Source organism: Erwinia sp. 009765445, assembly GCF_058137865.1.
In genome coordinates this window covers 111,261-130,534 of sequence record NZ_JBYUWC010000014.1, presented here as the reverse complement: position 1 = coordinate 130,534, position 19,274 = coordinate 111,261, and the positions used below count along the sequence as shown (strand labels likewise).

15 protein-coding genes are annotated in these 19,274 nt (G+C 55.7%); 10 read left to right on the top strand and 5 right to left on the bottom strand.

Annotated features, from left to right (window positions below; translation table 11 throughout):
- Nucleotides 1-258: 258 nt before the first annotated feature.
- The 4 genes from pepA (at nucleotide 259) to AC3Y5R_RS16495 (ending at nucleotide 5,753) form a co-directional block, all read left to right on the top strand.
- A complete protein-coding gene (pepA, locus tag AC3Y5R_RS16510) occupies nucleotides 259-1,770 on the top strand; it encodes a leucyl aminopeptidase (protein WP_158782121.1) in 1,512 nt (503 codons plus the stop codon).
- Nucleotides 1,771-1,773: 3 nt separating this feature from the next.
- Nucleotides 1,774-2,229 (top strand): DNA polymerase III subunit chi, encoded by a 456-nt coding sequence (locus AC3Y5R_RS16505; RefSeq protein ID WP_489922224.1) that lies wholly within the window; start codon nucleotides 1,774-1,776, stop codon nucleotides 2,227-2,229.
- A 5-nt stretch (nucleotides 2,230-2,234) separates the two neighbouring features.
- Nucleotides 2,235-5,090 (top strand): valine--tRNA ligase, encoded by a 2,856-nt coding sequence (locus tag AC3Y5R_RS16500; protein WP_489922223.1) that lies wholly within the window; start codon nucleotides 2,235-2,237, stop codon nucleotides 5,088-5,090.
- Between the two features lie 159 nt (nucleotides 5,091-5,249).
- Nucleotides 5,250-5,753, top strand: coding sequence for a GNAT family N-acetyltransferase (locus tag AC3Y5R_RS16495; protein WP_489922222.1), 504 nt, complete (start codon nucleotides 5,250-5,252; stop codon nucleotides 5,751-5,753).
- A gap of 73 nt (nucleotides 5,754-5,826) precedes the next feature.
- Here AC3Y5R_RS16495 and AC3Y5R_RS16490 read toward each other — a convergent pair whose 3' ends face one another.
- The 3 genes from AC3Y5R_RS16490 to rraB all read right to left on the bottom strand — a co-directional run bounded on the left by AC3Y5R_RS16490 (nucleotide 5,827) and on the right by rraB (nucleotide 8,827).
- Entirely contained in the window at nucleotides 5,827-7,158 is a 1,332-nt protein-coding gene (locus AC3Y5R_RS16490) for a hypothetical protein (protein WP_489922221.1), read from the bottom strand.
- Between the two features lie 364 nt (nucleotides 7,159-7,522).
- Complete coding sequence (gene miaE, locus AC3Y5R_RS16485) at nucleotides 7,523-8,284, bottom strand: tRNA isopentenyl-2-thiomethyl-A-37 hydroxylase MiaE (protein ID WP_489922220.1); 762 nt, start codon at nucleotides 8,282-8,284, stop codon at nucleotides 7,523-7,525.
- Between the two features lie 123 nt (nucleotides 8,285-8,407).
- Entirely contained in the window at nucleotides 8,408-8,827 is a 420-nt protein-coding gene (rraB, locus tag AC3Y5R_RS16480) for a ribonuclease E inhibitor RraB (RefSeq protein ID WP_158782114.1), read from the bottom strand.
- Between the two features lie 160 nt (nucleotides 8,828-8,987).
- On the opposite strand from rraB, the gene argF reads away from it, so the two are divergent.
- The 5 genes from argF to ridA all read left to right on the top strand — a co-directional run bounded on the left by argF (nucleotide 8,988) and on the right by ridA (nucleotide 12,099).
- The gene (gene argF, locus AC3Y5R_RS16475) at nucleotides 8,988-10,001 is read left to right on the top strand and encodes an ornithine carbamoyltransferase (protein WP_489922219.1); all 1,014 of its coding nucleotides are present in this window, start codon (nucleotides 8,988-8,990) and stop codon (nucleotides 9,999-10,001) included.
- 88 nt (nucleotides 10,002-10,089) lie between these two features.
- On the top strand, nucleotides 10,090-10,269 hold the full coding sequence (locus AC3Y5R_RS16470) for a hypothetical protein (RefSeq protein WP_489922218.1): 180 nt from the start codon (nucleotides 10,090-10,092) through the stop codon (nucleotides 10,267-10,269).
- Nucleotides 10,250-11,182, top strand: coding sequence for an aspartate carbamoyltransferase (gene pyrB, locus AC3Y5R_RS16465; RefSeq protein ID WP_489922217.1), 933 nt, complete (start codon nucleotides 10,250-10,252; stop codon nucleotides 11,180-11,182). Before AC3Y5R_RS16470 ends, pyrB begins: the two co-directional genes overlap by 20 nt.
- An 11-nt stretch (nucleotides 11,183-11,193) precedes the next feature.
- Entirely contained in the window at nucleotides 11,194-11,658 is a 465-nt protein-coding gene (pyrI, locus tag AC3Y5R_RS16460; RefSeq protein ID WP_158782110.1) for an aspartate carbamoyltransferase regulatory subunit, read from the top strand.
- A 54-nt stretch (nucleotides 11,659-11,712) separates the two neighbouring features.
- Nucleotides 11,713-12,099 carry a 2-iminobutanoate/2-iminopropanoate deaminase gene (gene ridA, locus AC3Y5R_RS16455; RefSeq protein WP_489922216.1) on the top strand — a complete coding sequence of 129 codons (387 nt, stop codon included), beginning with the start codon at nucleotides 11,713-11,715 and terminating at the stop codon, nucleotides 12,097-12,099.
- Nucleotides 12,100-12,135: 36 nt separating this feature from the next.
- On the opposite strand, the gene AC3Y5R_RS16450 is transcribed toward ridA, so the two are convergent.
- Nucleotides 12,136-14,526: a beta-N-acetylhexosaminidase gene (locus tag AC3Y5R_RS16450; RefSeq protein WP_489922215.1), complete on the bottom strand. Its 2,391-nt coding sequence runs from the start codon at nucleotides 14,524-14,526 to the stop codon at nucleotides 12,136-12,138.
- A gap of 334 nt (nucleotides 14,527-14,860) precedes the next feature.
- Here AC3Y5R_RS16450 and treC point away from each other — a divergent pair, with 334 nt between their 5' ends.
- Nucleotides 14,861-16,519, top strand: a complete 1,659-nt coding sequence (treC, locus tag AC3Y5R_RS16445; RefSeq protein WP_489922214.1) for an alpha,alpha-phosphotrehalase — start codon at nucleotides 14,861-14,863, stop codon at nucleotides 16,517-16,519.
- Nucleotides 16,520-16,525: 6 nt separating this feature from the next.
- On the opposite strand, the gene AC3Y5R_RS16440 is transcribed toward treC, so the two are convergent.
- Entirely contained in the window at nucleotides 16,526-19,102 is a 2,577-nt protein-coding gene (locus AC3Y5R_RS16440) for a DEAD/DEAH box helicase (protein ID WP_489922213.1), read from the bottom strand.
- Between the last annotated feature and the right edge of the window lie 172 nt (nucleotides 19,103-19,274).

Genomic DNA, 19,274 nt, shown 5'->3' with positions numbered 1-19,274 from the left:
GCAGGAAAATCGCTAGTTTCATCGCTTATACGCCATTTTTTCTCATCAATGGCCCTCGTCATAGCTAAACTAGTATGACAACAATCGCGTTCTGGTGATGCAAAAAAATTTTTAATCCCTGTTTCAGGACATCACCAAAACGAAATCTGACGCCCGTTATCATTACGCTAACGGCGTGTTGCCCCGGCATTATGCGGTCAATAAGCGCTACATTCTAGCCGCAGCAAGCGCCGTTGTCTTTAAGATTCAGGAGAGTGCATGGAGTTCAGTGTAAAAAGCGGTAGCCCGGAAAAACAGCGCAGTGCCTGTATCGTGGTTGGCGTGTTTGAACCGCGCAGGCTGTCACCGATTGCTGAACAGCTGGATAAAATCAGCGATGGCTACATCAGCGCCCTGCTGCGCCGCGGCGAACTGGAAGGCAAGGTCGGGCAGACTTTGCTGCTGCATCATGTGCCAAATATCCTCTCTGAGCGTATTTTGCTCATCGGATGCGGAAAAGAGCGTGAGCTGGATGAACGTCAGTATAAGCAGGTCATCCAAAAAACCATCAACACCCTTAATGATACCGGCTCAATGGAAGCCGTCTGCTTCCTGACCGAACTGCATGTAAAAGGTCGTAACACTTACTGGAAAGTTCGCCAGGCAGTGGAAACCTCAAAAGAGACCCTTTACAGCTTCGATCAGCTGAAAAGCAACAAAATCGAACCGCGCCGTCCGCTGCGTAAGATGGTGTTCAACGTGCCGACCCGCCGTGAACTGACCAGCGGTGAACGTGCTATCCAGCACGGTCTGGCCGTGGCCGCAGGGGTCAAAGCCGCGAAAGATTTGGGCAATATGCCACCAAACATCTGTAACGCCGCCTATCTGGCTTCCCAGGCTCGTCAGCTGGCGGATGCCTACAGCAAGAACATCACCACCCGCGTGATTGGCGAGCAGCAGATGAAAGAGCTGGGCATGAATGCCTACCTGGCCGTCGGCCAGGGATCGCAGAACGAATCGCTGATGTCGGTGATTGAATATAAAGGTGACCCGGACGCCGGGAGCAAGCCTATTGTGCTGGTCGGTAAGGGCGTCACTTTTGACACCGGTGGTATCTCTCTCAAGCCTGGCGAAGCCATGGACGAGATGAAATACGATATGTGCGGTGCTGCTTCTGTCTATGGCGTGATGCGCATGGTCGCCGAGCTGAACCTGCCACTGAACGTGGTTGGCGTGCTGGCGGGTTGTGAGAACATGCCGGGTGGCCGCGCTTACCGTCCAGGCGATGTGCTGACCACCATGTCCGGACAGACCGTTGAAGTGCTGAATACCGATGCGGAAGGCCGTCTGGTGCTGTGTGATGCCCTGACCTACGTGGAGCGTTTCGATCCGGACGTGGTGATCGATATCGCCACCCTGACCGGTGCCTGCGTGATTGCGCTGGGCCATCACATCAGCGGACTGATGTCGAACCATAACCCACTGGCGCACGAGCTGATTGGCGCGTCTGAGCAGGCGGGTGACCGCGCGTGGCGTCTGCCGATGGCGGATGAGTATCAGGAGCAGCTGGACTCTAATTTTGCCGATATGGCGAACATTGGCGGCCGTCCTGGCGGTGCGATTACCGCAGCCTGCTTCCTGGCGCGCTTTGCCCGTAAGTATAACTGGGCGCATCTGGATATTGCCGGTACCGCCTGGCGTTCCGGCAAGGCCAAAGGCGCCACCGGGCGTCCGGTTGCCCTGCTGTCACAGTTCCTGCTGAACCGTGCCGGTCTGAACGGCGACGATTAACCGATGAAAAACGCCACCTTCTATCTGCTGGAAACCGACACTCCGGTTGACGGCATCAGCGCCCTTGAGGCGCTGGTGTGCGACCTGGCAGAAGCGCGCTGGCGCGAGGGGAAGCGAGTGCTGATAGCCTGCGAAGATGAAGCGCAGGCTGTCCGCCTGGATGAAGCCTTATGGCAGCGGCCTGCCAGTGCTTTTGTGCCGCACAATCTGGCAGGCGAAGGGCCAAAATACGGTGCGCCGGTCGAGCTGGCCTGGCCGCAGCGCAGGGGCAATGCTCCGCGAGATTTGCTGATCAGCCTGCTGCCGCAGTTTGCAGATTTTGCCACCGCTTTCCATGAAGTGATAGACTTCGTGCCTTATGAAGAATCTTTGAAACAGCTGGCGCGCGACCGCTATAAAGCGTATCGCAGCGTTGGATTCCACTTGAATACGGCAACGCCGACGCCCCCAACGACATAGCAGACATGGAAAAGACATATAACCCGCAAGATATCGAGCAGCCGCTTTACGAGCACTGGGAGCAGCAGGGCTACTTCAAGCCAAATGGCGACACCAGCCAGGAAAGCTTCTGCATCATGATCCCGCCGCCGAACGTCACCGGCAGCTTGCATATGGGTCACGCCTTCCAGCAGACCATCATGGACACCATGATCCGTTACCAGCGCATGCAGGGAAAAAACACCCTGTGGCAGGCGGGAACTGACCATGCGGGTATCGCCACCCAGATGGTGGTCGAACGCAAAATTGCCGCCGAAGAAGGCAAAACACGCAAGGACTACGGCCGCGATGCGTTTATCGAAAAAATCTGGCAATGGAAGGCGGAATCCGGCGGCACCATTACCCGCCAGATGCGTCGTCTGGGCAACTCCGTGGACTGGGAGCGTGAGCGCTTCACCATGGATGAAGGCCTCTCCAATGCGGTAAAAGAAGTGTTTGTGCGCCTGTACAAAGAGAACCTGATTTACCGTGGCAAGCGCCTGGTGAACTGGGATCCTAAACTGCGCACCGCCATCTCCGATCTGGAAGTGGAAAACCGCGAGTCCAAAGGCTCAATGTGGCACATCCGCTATCCGCTGGCCGACAGCGCTAAAACTGCCGATGGCAAAGATTACCTGGTGGTGGCGACCACCCGTCCGGAAACCGTGCTCGGTGATACCGGCGTGGCCGTCAACCCGGAAGATCCGCGTTACAAAGACCTGATTGGCAAGTTCGTTGTTCTGCCATTTGTTGACCGCCGCATTCCGATCGTCGGCGACGAACACGCGGATATGGAGAAAGGCACCGGCTGCGTGAAAATCACTCCGGCGCATGACTTCAACGACTATGAAGTCGGCCGTCGTCACAAATTGCCGATGATCAATATTCTGACCTTCGACGGTGACATCCGCGACCTGGCGCAGGTTTATGACTGCAACGGCGAAGAGTCTGACGTTTACGATGCGGCAATCCCGGCGGAGTTCCAGAATCTGGAGCGCTTCGCTGCGCGTAAAGCTATCGTGGCTGCAGTCGATGCGCTGGGCCTGCTGGAAGAAGTGAAGCCACACGACCTGACCGTGCCTTACGGCGACCGTGGCGGTGTGGTTATCGAGCCAATGCTGACCGACCAGTGGTACGTGCGTACCGCTCCGCTGGCCAAAGTGGCGGTGGAAGCCGTTGAGCAGGGCGATATCCAGTTTGTGCCGAAGCAGTACGAAAACATGTACTTCTCCTGGATGCGTGATATTCAGGACTGGTGTATTTCCCGCCAGCTGTGGTGGGGTCACCGTATCCCGGCCTGGTACGATGCCGAAGGCAACGTCTACGTTGGCCGTACCGAAGAAGAAGTGCGTGCCGAGAATAACCTGGCTGCCGGTGTGGTGCTGAACCAGGACGAAGACGTGCTGGACACCTGGTTCTCCTCAGGTCTGTGGACTTTCTCCACGCTGGGCTGGCCAGAAAAAACGCCGGATCTGAGCACCTTCCACCCGACCAGCGTGCTGGTGAGTGGCTTCGACATCATCTTCTTCTGGATTGCCCGCATGATCATGCTGACCATGCACTTCATCAAGGATGAAGACGGCAAGCCTCAGGTGCCGTTCAAGACCGTCTATATGACCGGCCTGATCCGCGATGAGGAAGGCCAGAAGATGTCGAAATCGAAAGGTAACGTCATCGATCCGCTGGATATGGTGGACGGCATCTCACTGGAAGACCTGCTGGAGAAACGCACCGGCAACATGATGCAACCACAGCTGGCGGAGAAAATCCGCAAGCGTACCGAGAAACAGTTCCCGAACGGTATTGAGCCGCACGGCACCGATGCGCTGCGCTTTACGCTGGCGGCACTGGCCTCGACCGGCCGCGACATCAACTGGGACATGAAGCGCCTGGAAGGTTACCGCAACTTCTGTAACAAGCTGTGGAACGCCAGCCGCTTTGTGCTGATGAACACCGAAGACCAGGATTGCGGACAGAACGGCGGCGAAATGGTGCTGTCACTGGCCGATCGCTGGATCCGTGCCGAGTTCAACCAGACGGTGAAAGCCTGGCGTGAAGCGCTGGACAGCTATCGTTTCGATATTGCCGCCAACATTCTGTATGAGTTCACCTGGAATCAGTTCTGCGACTGGTACCTGGAGCTGGCCAAGCCGGTGATGAACGGCGGATCCGAAGCGGAGCTGCGCGGCACTCGCAACACGCTGGTTGAAGTGCTGGAAGCTCTGCTGCGCCTGGCGCATCCGATCATTCCGTTTATCACGGAAACCATCTGGCAGCGCGTTAAAGTGTTAAAAGGCATCACTGACGACACCATCATGCTGCAGCCGATGCCAGCTTATGAAACCGCGAAAGTGGATGAAGCAGCGCTCAGCGATACCGAGTGGCTGAAGCAGGCTATCGTTGCCGTGCGTAACATCCGCGCGGAGATGAACCTTTCTCCTGCCAAACCGCTGGATGTGCTGCTGCGTGGCGCAAGTTCGGAAGTGGTGCGTCGTGTGAACGACAACCACAGCTTCCTCAAATCGCTGGCCCGCCTGGAGAGCATCACCTGTCTGGCTGCGGACGACAAAGGTCCGGTTTCCGTCACCAAGATTATCGACGGTGCCGAGCTGCTGATCCCGATGGCCGACCTGGTGGATAAGTCTGCCGAGCTGGAGCGTCTGGCGAAGGAAGTGGCGAAGCTGGAAGTGGAAATCGGTAAGATCGAAAGCAAGCTGTCTAACGAAGGTTTTGTTTCCCGCGCGCCAGAAGCCGTAGTGGCGAAAGAGCGTGAGCGCATGGCCGGGTTCGAACAGGCAAAAGTGAAACTGATTGAACAGCAGGCGGTGATCAAAGCACTGTAAGCAGTCATCACCACGCAACAAGGCCCGGCTGAGAGCTTCTCGCCGGGCCTTTTTTTATCACCGGATTGCAATAGTTAATGGCCTGAACAGTGGAAGATTGCATCCCCACGCGCACAATGTTATTACACTGCTTTCCAGGCAGACTAAAACGGCACAGCTATGACAAACATCACAGAAACATCTTTGCGGGTACGCCCGGTACAATCCGCTGATAACCCGCATATCGCCAGAGTGATCCGCGAGGTTTCCGCTGAGTTTGGCCTGACTGCGGATAAAGGCTTTACCGTAGCCGATCCCAACCTCGATCATCTGTTCGAACTCTACAGCGAGCCAGACAGCGCTTACTGGGTGGTGGAACTGGATGGGGTGATCGTTGGCGGCGGCGGCGTGGCCCCGCTACTGTGCAGCGAAGAGGATATCTGTGAGCTGCAGAAGATGTACTTTATGCCTGCCATCCGTGGCATGGGAATGGCGAGAGAGCTGGCAATGCAGGCGATGGACTTCGCCCGCGAGCGTGGCTTCAAACGCTGCTACCTTGAAACGACCGCCTCACTGACCCGCGCCATTCGTCTGTATGAGCATCTGGGCTTTGAACATATCGACGGCCCGATGGGCTGCACCGGGCACGTGGATTGCGAAGTGACCATGTTGCGGACGCTATAAACCGTTCTGCACCTGGCGCAGGCCACCAGTCGGCCCGATAACAAGCGGTCCCACCCCGGCCAGGGGTTACTTTTTAATTGAACAAACCAAATTTATAATCAATGGTCACCTCGGAGGAAAGGCTGGGCGATCGCATATATTTCCCCTCTGCATTCAGCAGCGGCGTTTCCTTATTATTTTTATAAGACCAGCCATAGCCAAGCTGAGCAGCAACAGAAAGATTTTTCAGGCTGGGATGGGAAGGCTGCCAGCGATTAAGCCAGGTCACTTCTCCGGAGCGAACTGTATTATTTTTATAATTAAACTGCCCATAATTGAGCTGAATTCCGCTGGCCAGCCCTTTGGTAATTTCATATTCGGTATAAGAGACGAGCGCCAGTTCTTTGTCACGCATATAATCTTTACCGGCCGAGGTCATGGCATTAAACCGTCCCCGGGTATTTTTGGTAATGGGTCTGGCATAATAGCCTACGGCATTTTTCTTTGCAGCCGAAGTCCAGGCCAGCGCCATTCGCTGCGTCCAGCCATTATTCTGCCAGCGGGCTTCCCCCACGTAATGCCAGGCATCATGATCGAACTCTCTTTTACTGGCCGCCATGGATTTATACTTTTCCAGCGCCTGGCTGCCATGGATCTGTGAAGATATACGCCATTCCGGGGCCAGTTGGTAACCCGTTTCAATCAGCTGCCGACGGAGATAATCCTTTGCCTCGCCATAGCCGTAAACGAACTGACCGTCCAGGCCTTTGTAGAACACGCCACTGGTGAAAATTGACTCAATGTTCCGCTTGTCATTCGTCTGCAGATGCAGATTTTCCGGCGAGTCATGGCGGATGGCCCGCGTCACATAAGCCGCATCCAGCCGGAGATCCTGCCAGTTAAAGGTGCCACTGTAGCCGGAGTAACTGTTACGCGATAAACGGTTAGTCAGGGTCAGAACACCGAAGTTTTTCAGCTCCTGCCAGCCTGCTTTCGCCTGCATGCCCAGCGTTTGATCCCCCAGCTTCACTTTGACGTAGCGCTGGCCGAATTTGCTGAAGCCATGGGCATTCTTTTTGTCCATGCCCTCGCCCTGGTTATACAGCAGGCCACGAGTGGAGAAATAATCACTCGCCCCCAACCGGACTGCCCGAGTGTAGGTGGCATCAAAGCCAATCACATTCCACAGATAACCGGATTGCAGATTCACATTCGCCGCCTGGCCCCAGGCATTATGCACCGTGGTGGGCTGCGCCTCATTTTCCTTCAGGTATTTCCAGTGATTACGCAGGCTCAGATCCAGATGCGTATTATTAAAAAACGCATTAACTTCCTGAGATTTGCCAGTGGATAAATTAACCGCCCAGGCGGGCATTCCTGAGAGAAATATTGAGAACGTAATAAATAAAACGATCCTATTTTTCATTGAGTATTCCCTGTAAAAAAAGCAGCAATGCACGTCAGGAGTGCAGAGCATAATTCTTAAAGAAGATTGTCTACGGGACTCTTTAATGGCATAGCGGAACGGGACTTTTTTTAATACAAAAAAAACCGATCCAAAAACTCAGTCAGATAACTAAGTTTTGTGGATCAGGTTTTGCCCGAGGTAACAATCCTGATGTTCAGTCAGAAATATACACAATGCAGATTCAGGCACAAAAGCCATATTTGACAATTGTGATCCGCTGCGCAAATTAAATAATGTGCGTTTAGAAAATAGAATTAATGTTAACTGGAAGGTGAAGTGTTACTCTTTTTAATAACACTAAAACAGAAAAATTAAGAAGAACTCACCACGCCGGAACACCGCTGTGAAAGCGCAGCTCATTATCCGGCTCAGAGATCAACTTCGCTTCCGTCTCACCAATTTTCCTCACCCGATGGGCAATATCCCCCGGAGCAACCTGTGCGGCCAGAGCCAGATAATCCTGATAGTGGCGGGCCTCGGAACGCAGCAGCGAAAGGTAAAAGGAGGCCAGTTCGTCATCCAGACAAGGCGCCAGGCTGGCAAAACGCTCACAGGAGCGAGCCTCAATGTAGGCACCACAAATCAGCTTATCCACCAGCGTTTGCGGCTCGTGGGTAGTCACCTCACGCAGCAGCCCTTTGGCATAACGACTGGCGGTAATTTTGATATAGGGGATGTTACGCGCCTGCATAATCTCCAGCACCTGATAAAAGTGGTGCAGCTCTTCTTTGATCAGCAGCACCATTTTATCCACCAGCGCGTCGCCATACTCCACATCAGCCCGGCCGATCACCGCTTTCGACAGCCCTTTATGCTGCTCCAGAAAAGTCAGGTCGGCATTCTTGCTGTGAATAAACTGCACCCACGGCTTCAGCCACGCCAGCAACGCATCACCGCTCTCTTTCTCCGCCACGTATTTGCGGATCAGCCACATGGCGGTCTGGGCCGCTTTCAGCTCACAGACCAGATGATCCGTCAGCAGCAATGGCAGATTTTCCGGCTTGCGGGCCTCGTCGATCCACGCCTGAGGCGTGCGGCAATGCAGAAAAGAGTGAACGGGTGCGAGAAGAAGATCGGTATTCATGCGGTCAGGCAATCCGTAGAAAGAGGAAAAAAGAGTAAAATTTTGGGCAAATAAGGAGCCGGACGGAAGGATTTCCACCGACACGGGCGGAAAAATTCCGCCCCCTGGGTCGCTCAGCAACGATTAATGGCGGGTGCCATCATCCTCTTCGTCGATGTACTCGCCGTCTTCGTCTTCATCTTCGGCATCCGGATCTTCGAAATAAGTACCCCAACCGTCGTAATCGACGTTGAACTTGCCAGCCAGATCGACCAGTTGCTCAACCTGCGCGTCGATCAGCTCGGCGTTCAGCGCCGCTTCGCTAAGAATGTCGCAGCACATCACTTTGCTGCCATCTTCCAGCTCCAGCTCTTCCGGCTCGGTCACTTCGTAACCCATTTTGAACGCTTCTACCGCCGCCTTTTCCAGCGCGTCGAAACTGTCGCAGGAGAGGTGGTGTTCGATGGTATAGAGCGCGTCCGGGTCACTGCCATCATCCAACAGCTCTTCAATAATCAGCCGCGTCTCTTCACGCTGCTCTTCCAGCAATGCTTCATTTGCCATGATCCGTTCCTCTGTGTGTGGCATCTCTGGACGCTATTTTCCCACAGTGCCCTTCCCGTCACTACCTTTATACAAAAGTTTCTGTGCGTCGGGGTTGAAAATGCATATTCATACGGTTAAATTGAATTTTAATTCAAAAATAACCCACCCGGAGTGCTTTATGAGTCAGTTACATCAACGCCACTTTCTCAGGCTGATCGATTTTACCCCCGCAGAAATCACTGCTTTGCTGGCGCTGGCCGCCACGCTCAAGACTAATAAAAAAAATGGCGAGGAAATTCAGCACCTGAAAGGCAAGAACATCGCGCTCATCTTCGAAAAAGACTCGACCCGTACCCGATGCTCTTTCGAAGTTGCCGCATACGATCAGGGCGCTAACGTCACCTATCTCGGCCCGAGCGGCAGCCAGATTGGCCATAAAGAGTCGATGAAAGATACCGCGCGGGTGCTGGGCCGGATGTATGACGGTATTCAGTATCGCGGTCACGGGCAGGTGCTGGTTGAGTCACTGGCGGAACACGCCGGTGTACCGGTGTGGAACGGCCTGACCAATGAGTTTCACCCTACCCAGCTGCTGGCCGATCTGCTGACCATGCAGGAGCATCTGCCGGAGAAAGCCTTCAGCGAGATGACGTTTGCCTATGTGGGCGACGCGCACAACAACATGGGCAACACTATGATGGAAGCCGCCGCGCTGGTTGGCCTCGATCTGCGCCTGGTTGCGCCGAAAGGCTGCTGGCCGGACGCGGAGCTGGTTGCCGAATGTCGTCTGGCGGCGGAGAAAACCGGTGGCAAAATTACCCTGACCGAAGATATTGCCGAAGGCGTGAACGGGGCTGATTTCATTTATACCGATGTCTGGGTGTCGATGGGCGAACCGAAGGAAGTCTGGCAGGAACGTATTGCCCTGCTGCGTCCTTACCAGGTGAACAGCGCGATGCTTGAACTGACCGGCAACCCGCAGGTTAAATTCCTGCACTGCCTGCCGGCATTCCATGACGAGCAGACCACGCTGGGCCATCAGATGGCCGAACAATACGATCTGCATGGCGGCATGGAAGTGACGGATGAAGTGTTCGAATCCACACACAGCGTGGTGTTCGATCAGGCTGAAAACCGCATGCACACCATTAAAGCGGTGATGGTGGCAACGCTGGCAAAGCTGTCTGATTAACGGCCGGCAAACGATTACTCTGCGGGTGATTTTTCCTTGCCGCAGGCCAGTAAATGCGTATAATCCCCCCCGTTTGCCGGGAGGAAGTATGTTGTTAAACACTGCTGACATTGTCGTCCAGACGCGCCTCAACGCAGGCGGGCAGCACCGTTTTTCCTTACCTGGCGTCACCGATCATAAAAAAAAGCCCCTCAATGAGGGGCTTTTTTTTTGTCCGTTTGCAAGTCACGGGGCTGAGGAGAGAGAAGATGGCGAACCCGCTGTATAAAAAACATATTATTTCGATTAACGATCTCGATCGTGCGGAGCTGGAGCTGGTGCTGAACACTGCCGCCAGCCTGAAAGCCAATCCGCAGCCGGAGCTGTTAAAACACATCGTGGTGGCCAGCTGCTTCTTTGAAGCCTCAACGCGAACCCGACTGTCCTTCGAAACGGCGATGCATCGCCTCGGGGCTTCCGTGGTGGGTTTTGCAGACGGCAGCAACACTTCTCTGGGCAAGAAAGGCGAAACGCTGGCAGACACCATCTCGGTGATCAGCACCTATGTGGATGCCATCGTCATGCGCCATCCACAGGAAGGAGCTGCGCGACTGGCGACGGAATTCTCCACCGATGTGCCAATCTTTAACGCCGGTGACGGGGCTAACCAGCATCCCACTCAGACCCTGCTCGATCTGTTCACCTTCCGCGAAACCCAGGGCCGCCTGAGCAACCTGAATATCGCCATGGTCGGTGATCTGAAATATGGCCGTACCGTGCACTCTCTGGCGCAGGCGCTGGCGAAGTTCGACGGCAACCGCTTTATGTTTATCGCTCCGGATGCGCTTGCAATGCCTGCCTACATCACCGATATGCTGGACGAAAAAGGCATTGCCTGGAGCCGTCACGACAGCATCGAAGAGGTGATCCCACAGGTGGATATTCTGTACATGACCCGCGTACAGAAAGAGCGTCTGGACCCGTCCGAATACGCCAATGTGAAGGCGCAATTTATTCTGCGAGCGGCCGACCTTGAGGGTGCCCGCGAAACCATGAAGGTGCTGCACCCGCTGCCACGTATCGATGAAATCACCCCCGACGTCGATAAAACGCCGTACGCCTGGTACTTCCAGCAGGCCGGTAACGGCATCTATGCGCGCCAGGCAATTCTGGCACTGGTACTCAGCGAAATGGATCTGTAGAGGAACTGACGATGACTCAAGACAATAAACTGCAGGTAGAAGCGATTAAACGCGGCACGGTTATCGACCACATCCCGGCACAGATTGGCTTTAAGCTGCTGTCGCTGTTTCGCCTGACGGAAACCGATCAGCGCATCACCATCGGCCTGAACCTGCCTTCCGGCGAGCTGGGACGCAAGGATCTGATCAAGATTGAAAACACCTTTCTGACTGACGATCAGATCAATCAGCTGGCGGTCTATGCCCCGCACGCCACGGTTAACCGCATTGATAATTACGATGTGGTGGGCAAAATTGCCCCGACGCTGCCGGACAATATCGAGCGCGTGCTGACATGTCCAAACAGCAACTGCATCAGCCGCAGCGAGCCGGTGAACTCCAGCTTCGCGGTGAAAAAGCGTAATAATGACGTGCACTTAAAGTGCAAATACTGTGAGAAAGAGTTTGCCCATCACGTGGTACTGGCAAGCTGGTAATCAGGACTCAGCGGCCTATAATGGGCCGTTGCACCCCGTTAACATGGAGAAATTATGTATCGCGAAATCAGCACCGAAAACGCACCAGCCGCCATCGGTCCTTACGTACAGGGCGTCGATCTTGGCAGCATGATCATCACTTCCGGCCAGATCCCGGTCGATCCTAAAACAGGCGCAGTGGCCGAAGATGTGACCGCCCAGGCCCGTCAGTCTCTCGCCAACGTGAAAGCGATTGTGGAAGCAGCCGGACTGAAAGTGGGCGATATCGCCAAAACCACCGTGTTCGTGAAGGACCTGAACGATTTCGCCACGGTGAACGCCGCTTATGAAGCATTCTTTACCGAGCACAACGCCAGCTTCCCTGCGCGCTCCTGCGTGGAAGTGGCGCGCCTGCCGAAAGATGTGAAAATCGAAATCGAAGCGATTGCCGTTCGTCGCTAAGGCCGGTTCCTCTCCCGCCTGCGGGAGAGGCTATCACTACTGTCCTGACCGCAGCAGTTTCTCCACCGGTGAGACCAGTGCAATCACCACCTCATCCTGCGTTACCGCCGCCTTATCCAGCTTCTCCTGCATTCTCGCCACGTCATGTGAGCCAAATGCCCGGTCGTTTTCTATCGCATCCACCAGCGAAAGCCCGATGGTGCTGATTTCCCGAACCTGCTCAGCCACCGACACCAGCGGCTTCAGCTGATAGCTTTGCTCCAGCAACGGCATCACTGCCGGGATGTTTTGCTGCCACAGCATCAGCTGATGCCGGACAGCCTGCAACGCCTGGCGATCTTTGTGGTGGGTAATCAGCGCATCCACCTGCTGACTCAGCTCACGCACTTTATCGCTCTCGGCAGGCAACACATCAGCCAGGCGATTCAGCGGCTCATTCAGATCGTAATGTCCGGCCTGGAATTTAAGGTGTTGCCGGGTGTAATACTGTGCCGGTTCCAGCGCTTCAGCGAAGATTTGCAGTGGCACAATGTCGCTGCTGTTTGCCAGACGGATCATTTGCGTTTGCGTCTGGGCATGCTGCTGCAGACCAACAGAGACGGTCGACCAGCGATCCACCGCAGCCAGACGCCGGTACATATTGCCCTTATCGGTCACATCCTTCGCCGACCACAGACGCTCGGCCACCACAAAAGCGCGTGGCCACAAGCGGACATCAATCACCTGCGGGTTAACGATTTCCGCCCACAGAGCCGCTTCGCCGCCCAGCAGGTTATCCTTCATCTGTTTTTCGTCCGGCACGCTGGGCTGAATGCCCACCGGTACGCCCTGCAGCTTGCTGCCGCTGGCCGGATAGCGAACGTTGCCCACCAGCATGTAGCCCGTCAGCTCCTCACCCGTGAGCGTGATCACCGGGCTGAACTTGCCCATCCAGGTATCCACGCTGAAGGTGATGCGGTTTGGTGCCAGCCAGCTGATGTCATGCACCATCCGCCGTGATTTTCCGGCAAAGTCAATAAAGCCGCGCCAGTGGTTATTACGGTTAATCAGCGTAAAGCTGCCCTTCACCGCGTTGCCTTTCAGGCGCGGCATGGTGAACTGCCAGCTCTGAGCCACCTCGCCCTCTTTCAGCAGGTCTTCACCGTTCAGGCCGACAGGATAAACTTCATTGCGGTAGTGATAGGAAGAAGGCTGAACCTGATCGAGATAAAAACCGGCCGAGAGAATGCCGCGATAATTATCTTTGGTCACTTCGCCCAGCACATCCTGACCCTGCCAGGACTGGATCAGGATATTGTGCGGCAGATCCGGATGAGTAATTTCATCCCAGCCGACCATTTTGCGCTGATGCTTTTCAAGGATCTTCTCCAGCCGCTGGTTGAAGTAAGCCTGCAACGCATATTCATCCTTCAGCCCTTTCTGCTGCATAAACTGCTGGATCTTCTGCGACGCCTTCCACTGTGTGGCATCCACTTCATCACCACCAATATGGATCCACGGATCCGGGAAGATTTCGGTCACCTCGCCGATCAGCGTGTCGATAAACTCGTAGGCCTTTTCATTGCTGGGATCGAGCAACGGTTTGAACACTCCCCACCCTCTCTCGATCTGATAAGGCCCGGGCGCGCTGATAAGCTCAGGCATGGCGACAGCCAGCGCCGTTGCGTGACCGGGAAAATCGATCTCCGGCACCACGCGCACGCCGCGATCGGCTGCGTACTGCACAATCCCTTTCATCTGTTCGCGAGTATAAAACAGGCCGTCACTGGCCTTCTCCTGCAGCTGCGGGAAGTGGCTGGAGGCAAAGCGCCAGCCCTGATCGTCGGTCAGATGCCAGTGGAAAACATTCATGCGCGCGGCGGCGATCCCGTCGATCTGTCGTCTGATCGTATCGAGCGGCATAAAGTGACGCACGGAGTCGATCAGGATCCCACGCCACGGAAAGCGGGGGCTGTCGTGGATCTCAACATAAGGGATCTCACTGTCTTTACCGGTGTTCTCCACCAGTTGCAATAGCGTTTCCATCCCCCGCATCGCGCCAAACCGTGTGGCCGCATCCAGTTCAATGCCACGGCTGCCAACATTCAGGCTGTAGCTTTCATCGCTGTCCGGCTGCGGGATAGCATCCACCTTTTTCGCAATCTTAATCAGCAGGGTTGGCTGCTCCGGCACGGTGGTCTGCGGCATCATCTGCCAGCCGGTTTGCAGGCCAATCCGCTGCCGCCAGCGCTGCAACGCCTCTGGCAGATCGTCCCCTTCCACCTGAACAGAAAAACGATTATTCAGCACCAGGCTGCCTCCGCTGGCAGGTTGTTCAACCTGCTGCGGCCAGGGCATCAGCGGCAGATTACCCGCCGGAGTGGCAAAGCTGTAAAAAGAAGCGAACAGGGTGGTGGCAAGCAGAGAAAAGCGCAGTGAATCGGACACGGGTGACTCTCCAGAAGCGTGACGGCCAAAAATGGCAAAATACTCATAAAACATAATTCGTAAGACACATCAAGTTGCATCCAGCCATCCACGTCCGCAGGGTAATAATTTGTGACGAGTTTATCGTAAGGATTCCATTCACTTTTTTCACCGACCTCCTCTGAACGGCAGGCCTGCACTGACATGACCTTTCCGCATTGACAATTTTTTTCGCTTTCCGGGCCACCCAGGGTATTTCACCTTTCCAGTTAATAGCTAACCTTAGGGAAGAAGAAAAAAGTCAGAGTCTTATCGCAGCGCACGGACCTTTTCACCTGAGAATCAGGATTGAGCAATGACTAAAATTCCACCGTGGTGGCAGAACGGCGTTATCTATCAAATTTATCCCAAGAGCTTTCAGGACACGACCGGCAGTGGAACGGGCGATCTTGCCGGAGTGATCCAGCGCCTCGACTACTTAAAAGAGCTGGGGATAGATGCTATCTGGCTGACGCCTTTCTATATTTCTCCGCAGGTGGATAATGGCTACGACGTGGCGAACTACATCGCCATCGATCCCATCTTTGGCACGCTGAACGACTTCGATAATCTGGTGGAAGAGACTCACCGGCGTGGGATGCGGTTAATTCTCGACATGGTGTTTAACCACAGCTCTACCCAGCACCACTGGTTCCACGAGGCGCTGGATCGCGAAAGCCCCTATCGCTCCTACTACATCTGGCGTGACGGAACGCCCGGTGAACCGCCAAATAACTGGCTGTCGAAGTTTGGCGGCAGCGCCTGGCGCTGGCATCCGGAGAGCGGGCAGTACTATATGCACCTGTGGGCGCAGGAACAGGCGGAGCTGAACTGGGAAAACGAGAACCTGCGCGCCGAGCTGAAGCAGATCGTCAACTTCTGGGCGGATCGCGGCATCGACGGCCTGCGGCTGGACGTAGTGAACCTGGTCTCCAAGCATCAGGATTTCCCGGACGATCCCGGTGGCGACGGACTGCGGCTGTATACTGACGGTCCACGCATCCACGAATATATGCAGGAGATGAGCCGCGATGTTTTCCGTCCGCGCGAGCTGATGACAGTGGGAGAAATGTCCTCCGCCACGCTGGAACATTGCCAGCGCTACGGCGCACTGGAGGGCGAAGAGCTGTCGATGGTGTTCAGCTTCGATCATGTTGAGGTGGATTTTTATAACGGCCAGAAATGGACGCTGACGCCACTGGATCTGGTGGCTCAGAAGGCAATTTTCACCCACTGGCAGCAGGGAATGCATAACCAGGCCTGGAACGCGCTGTTCTGGTGTAATCACGATCAGCCAAGAGTGGTTTCACGTTGGGGAGATGAAGGCCAGTACCGGGTGCAGTCAGCGAAAATGCTGGCGATGGTGCTGCACGGCATGCAGGGCACACCTTACATTTTCCAGGGAGAGGAGCTGGGAATGACCAACCCGCACTTCACCCGTATCCTCGACTACCGGGATATCGAAAGCCACAACATGTATGCCGAGCTGCGCTCGCAGGGGCGGGACAGCGACAATCTGCTGGCGATCCTCGCCAGTAAGTCCCGCGATAATGGCCGCACACCGATCCCTTGGAATGCCGGAGAGAACGGCGGTTTCACTACTGGCACGCCGTGGATTGGGATGTGTGACAACATGGAGACGATTAATGCTGACGCCGCACTGGCCGATCTGAATTCGGTGTTTTACACCTATCAGCAACTGATCCAGCTGCGTAAAAGCTATCCAATATTGACGTGGGGAGATTATCTCGACCTGCTACCGGATCACGCTTATCTGTGGTGCTACTGCCGCCGCTATGAGAATGAAACGTTAGTGGTGGCGACCAATTTCAGCCCGGAGACCCAGGTGTGGCATCCGCCCGCTTACAGCGGCCACTGGGAGGTGCTGATCAGTAACTACCCCGACACGCACGTAACGCCGGGAGAAGTGATGCTGCGGCCCTGGGAAGCAGTGTGGTGGTACCAGAAACGCTGAGGGGTGTCACATCGGACCGAACAGTGCGGCCAGATCATCGCTGCTGAACTGGGTGGGTTCACTCAGTTCATCCTCCAGAATGCCGCCTGCCAGCTCAGCCTTCTGCTCCTGCAGCGCGACAATCTTCTCTTCAATGCTGCCAGCCGCAATCAGTTTATACACAATGACCGGCTTATCCTGCCCAAGTCGGTAAGCGCGGTCCGTGGCCTGATTTTCGGCTGCCGGGTTCCACCAGGGATCGTAGTGGATCACCGTGTCCGCCGCCGTCAGGTTCAGGCCAACCCCGCCCGCTTTCAGGCTGATCAGGAATACCGGCACCTCGCCATTCTGAAAACGTCGCACCGGCTCGGTACGGTCGCGAGTGCTGCCGGTCAGAGTGACAAACGGGATACGCGCCTTTTGCAGCTCTTTGGCAATCAACGTCAGCATGGTGGTGAACTGGGAGAAGATCAGGATATGACGATCTTCTGCCAGCAAATCACTGAGCATTTCCCGCAGCAGAGCCAGCTTGGCAGAATGTTTCACTTTGGCCGCTTTGTCGGTTTTTACCAGCCGGGGATCGCAGCAGATTTGCCGCAGCTTCAGCAACGCATCCAGCACCAGCAGATGGCTGCGCCCGGCCCCCTGCTGCTCCACCGCCAGCCGCACGCGATCCTGCATGGCACTGCGGACCGATTCGTACAGCTCCCGTTGGGAGCCTTCCAGCGCCACCGAGCGGACAATGGTGTTCTTCGGCGGCAGCTCTTTTGCCACTTCCTGCTTACGCCGCCGCAGCATAAAAGGCCGTACGCGGCGGGCCAGCAGCTCACGGCGGACACGGTCGCCGTTGCGTTCAATCGGAATACGCCACTCCTGAGTGAACTGTTTCTCACTGCCCAGGAAGCCCGGCAGCAGGAAGTCAAACTGCGACCACAGCTCGCCGAGGTGGTTTTCCAGCGGCGTTCCGGTCAGGCACAGGCGGTGACGGGCTTTGAGTGAGCGGATCACGGAGGCGGCGCGGGAAGCGCTGTTTTTAACATACTGCGCCTCGTCGAGGATCAACAGGTGATAGCTGTAGCCCAGCAGCTGCGGCTGGTCGCGCCACAGCAGGGAATAAGTGGTCAGCACCACATCATACTGGCCGATATCGTCATAGAAATCTTTGCGTTGCGGGCCGGTCAGGGCCAGCACTTTCAGACCCGGGGCAAACCGGCTCGCTTCCTGAGTCCAGTTATAGACCAGCGTGGTTGGCACCACTATCAGCGCCGGACGGGTAAGCCTGCCGTCTTCTTTCTCCAGCAGCAAGTGCGCCAGAGTCTGGATAGTTTTCCCCAGCCCCATGTCATCAGCCAGCACGCCGGAGAGATCTTGTGCCCGGAGGAACTGCATCCAGTTCAGCCCCTGCTGCTGGTAGTCACGCAGTTGGGCCTGCAATCCGGCTGGCGGTTCGACAGGCTGGATGCCTTCGCTGGAGCGCAGCCGCTCGGCAAGCTGGTATACGCCGCTCTCGCCCTGAAACTGCCAGCGACCGGTGTCGCTCAATGCCGTCAGCCTGCCCGCTTCATAAGGCGCAATCCGCAAAGGTGCGCTGACACTTTGAGCAAACACATCGGCCAGGCTTCCCACGACCGGTTTCAGGCGATCGGCAGTGATATGCAGCCGCTCATTGCGATCGCTGCGCAGCTCCACGACTTCATTATCCGGGATGCTGGAGAGATCGCCGGACAGCCAGCGCCGGTCTTTCTGGAACAGCCCGGCCAGCAGCGGTTGCAGGCTGACCTGACGGCGGCCAATACTGACTTCCATTTCAAGGTTGAACCAGCCATCTCCGCCCTGCACTGCACGGCCGTCGATGCTTTCAATGTCGGTGACGTTCCAGGTGAAGTCATCGTCCATGCTGACTTTCCAGCCGCGCCGTCGCAGCTCAGGCAGCTTCACGCGGATAAAATCGCGCCACTGGGTCGGCGATTCAGGAGCAAAAATAGAAGGCGGTAGCGGAGCCGATGCCGGGGTGTAGATATGACCTGCAGGGATAGTCAGCAATCCGGCAGCGTTGATCTCACGCAGCCAGTTCTGCTCGTGCTCTTTCTGTCGCTCAACATGGAACAGTGCGCCGTGAAGATCGGTGAAGCTGTCGCCGCTGCTTCCTGCCGCAACCCGCACTCCGGCATAATCGAAATGGACGGCAGCGAAGTCCAGCCGCTTTTGACGGTGGCCATAGCGACCAAAACCGCTGACAAACTTCGCGCGGGACTCAAGCCGTAATGTAGGCACCGGTTCGACAGAGATATTTTCCGGAACCGGCTCCAGTCGGGCAGCATGAGGCTGCTGGCGCAAATTAGCCAGCATCACTGCCGCCACATGGCGACAGTTGTTTTTGACCGGGCAGGTACACTCCCCGCTGGCATGCAGCTTGCCCTGTGGCAGGCTGAAATGCACCATCACCTGGAAGGGCTCGATTTTTCTTCCGGGGACTTCACCCGTTAACAGGTTGTTTTGCCATTGGATATTCTGCACCTTATCGACCAGCCCTTCTGCTCTGGCGACGGTGCGCGCACCGATCCAACGGCTAACCTGTTTTTCATTGTACGTCACAGAAGGCATCAGACTGTATCCCGGAATGGACTGGGCAAAGGCATAAGTGCTCCGCATAACAGGCAATAATATGAATTCCGGGGCTATGAATGCAACCTTGTGACACCGATTGGCCGCCAAAAAGGTCTCTCCGGCAGGCTGAGCCGATCGTGTTACGTTCAGATTATTGCCCGGTTTAAGC

Coding starts and splice junctions, on each gene's coding strand:
- ridA (WP_489922216.1), top strand. CDS start 11,713: ATGTATCGCGAAATCAGCACCGAAAACGCACCAGCCGCCATCGGTCCT.
- argF (WP_489922219.1), top strand. CDS start 8,988: ATGAGTCAGTTACATCAACGCCACTTTCTCAGGCTGATCGATTTTACC.
- AC3Y5R_RS16505 (WP_489922224.1), top strand. CDS start 1,774: ATGAAAAACGCCACCTTCTATCTGCTGGAAACCGACACTCCGGTTGAC.
- rraB (WP_158782114.1), bottom strand. CDS start 8,827: ATGGCAAATGAAGCATTGCTGGAAGAGCAGCGTGAAGAGACGCGGCTG.
- AC3Y5R_RS16495 (WP_489922222.1), top strand. CDS start 5,250: ATGACAAACATCACAGAAACATCTTTGCGGGTACGCCCGGTACAATCC.
- pepA (WP_158782121.1), top strand. CDS start 259: ATGGAGTTCAGTGTAAAAAGCGGTAGCCCGGAAAAACAGCGCAGTGCC.
- AC3Y5R_RS16500 (WP_489922223.1), top strand. CDS start 2,235: ATGGAAAAGACATATAACCCGCAAGATATCGAGCAGCCGCTTTACGAG.
- AC3Y5R_RS16490 (WP_489922221.1), bottom strand. CDS start 7,158: ATGAAAAATAGGATCGTTTTATTTATTACGTTCTCAATATTTCTCTCA.
- pyrI (WP_158782110.1), top strand. CDS start 11,194: ATGACTCAAGACAATAAACTGCAGGTAGAAGCGATTAAACGCGGCACG.
- pyrB (WP_489922217.1), top strand. CDS start 10,250: ATGGCGAACCCGCTGTATAAAAAACATATTATTTCGATTAACGATCTC.
- AC3Y5R_RS16440 (WP_489922213.1), bottom strand. CDS start 19,102: ATGCCTTCTGTGACGTACAATGAAAAACAGGTTAGCCGTTGGATCGGT.
- miaE (WP_489922220.1), bottom strand. CDS start 8,284: ATGAATACCGATCTTCTTCTCGCACCCGTTCACTCTTTTCTGCATTGC.
- treC (WP_489922214.1), top strand. CDS start 14,861: ATGACTAAAATTCCACCGTGGTGGCAGAACGGCGTTATCTATCAAATT.
- AC3Y5R_RS16470 (WP_489922218.1), top strand. CDS start 10,090: ATGTTGTTAAACACTGCTGACATTGTCGTCCAGACGCGCCTCAACGCA.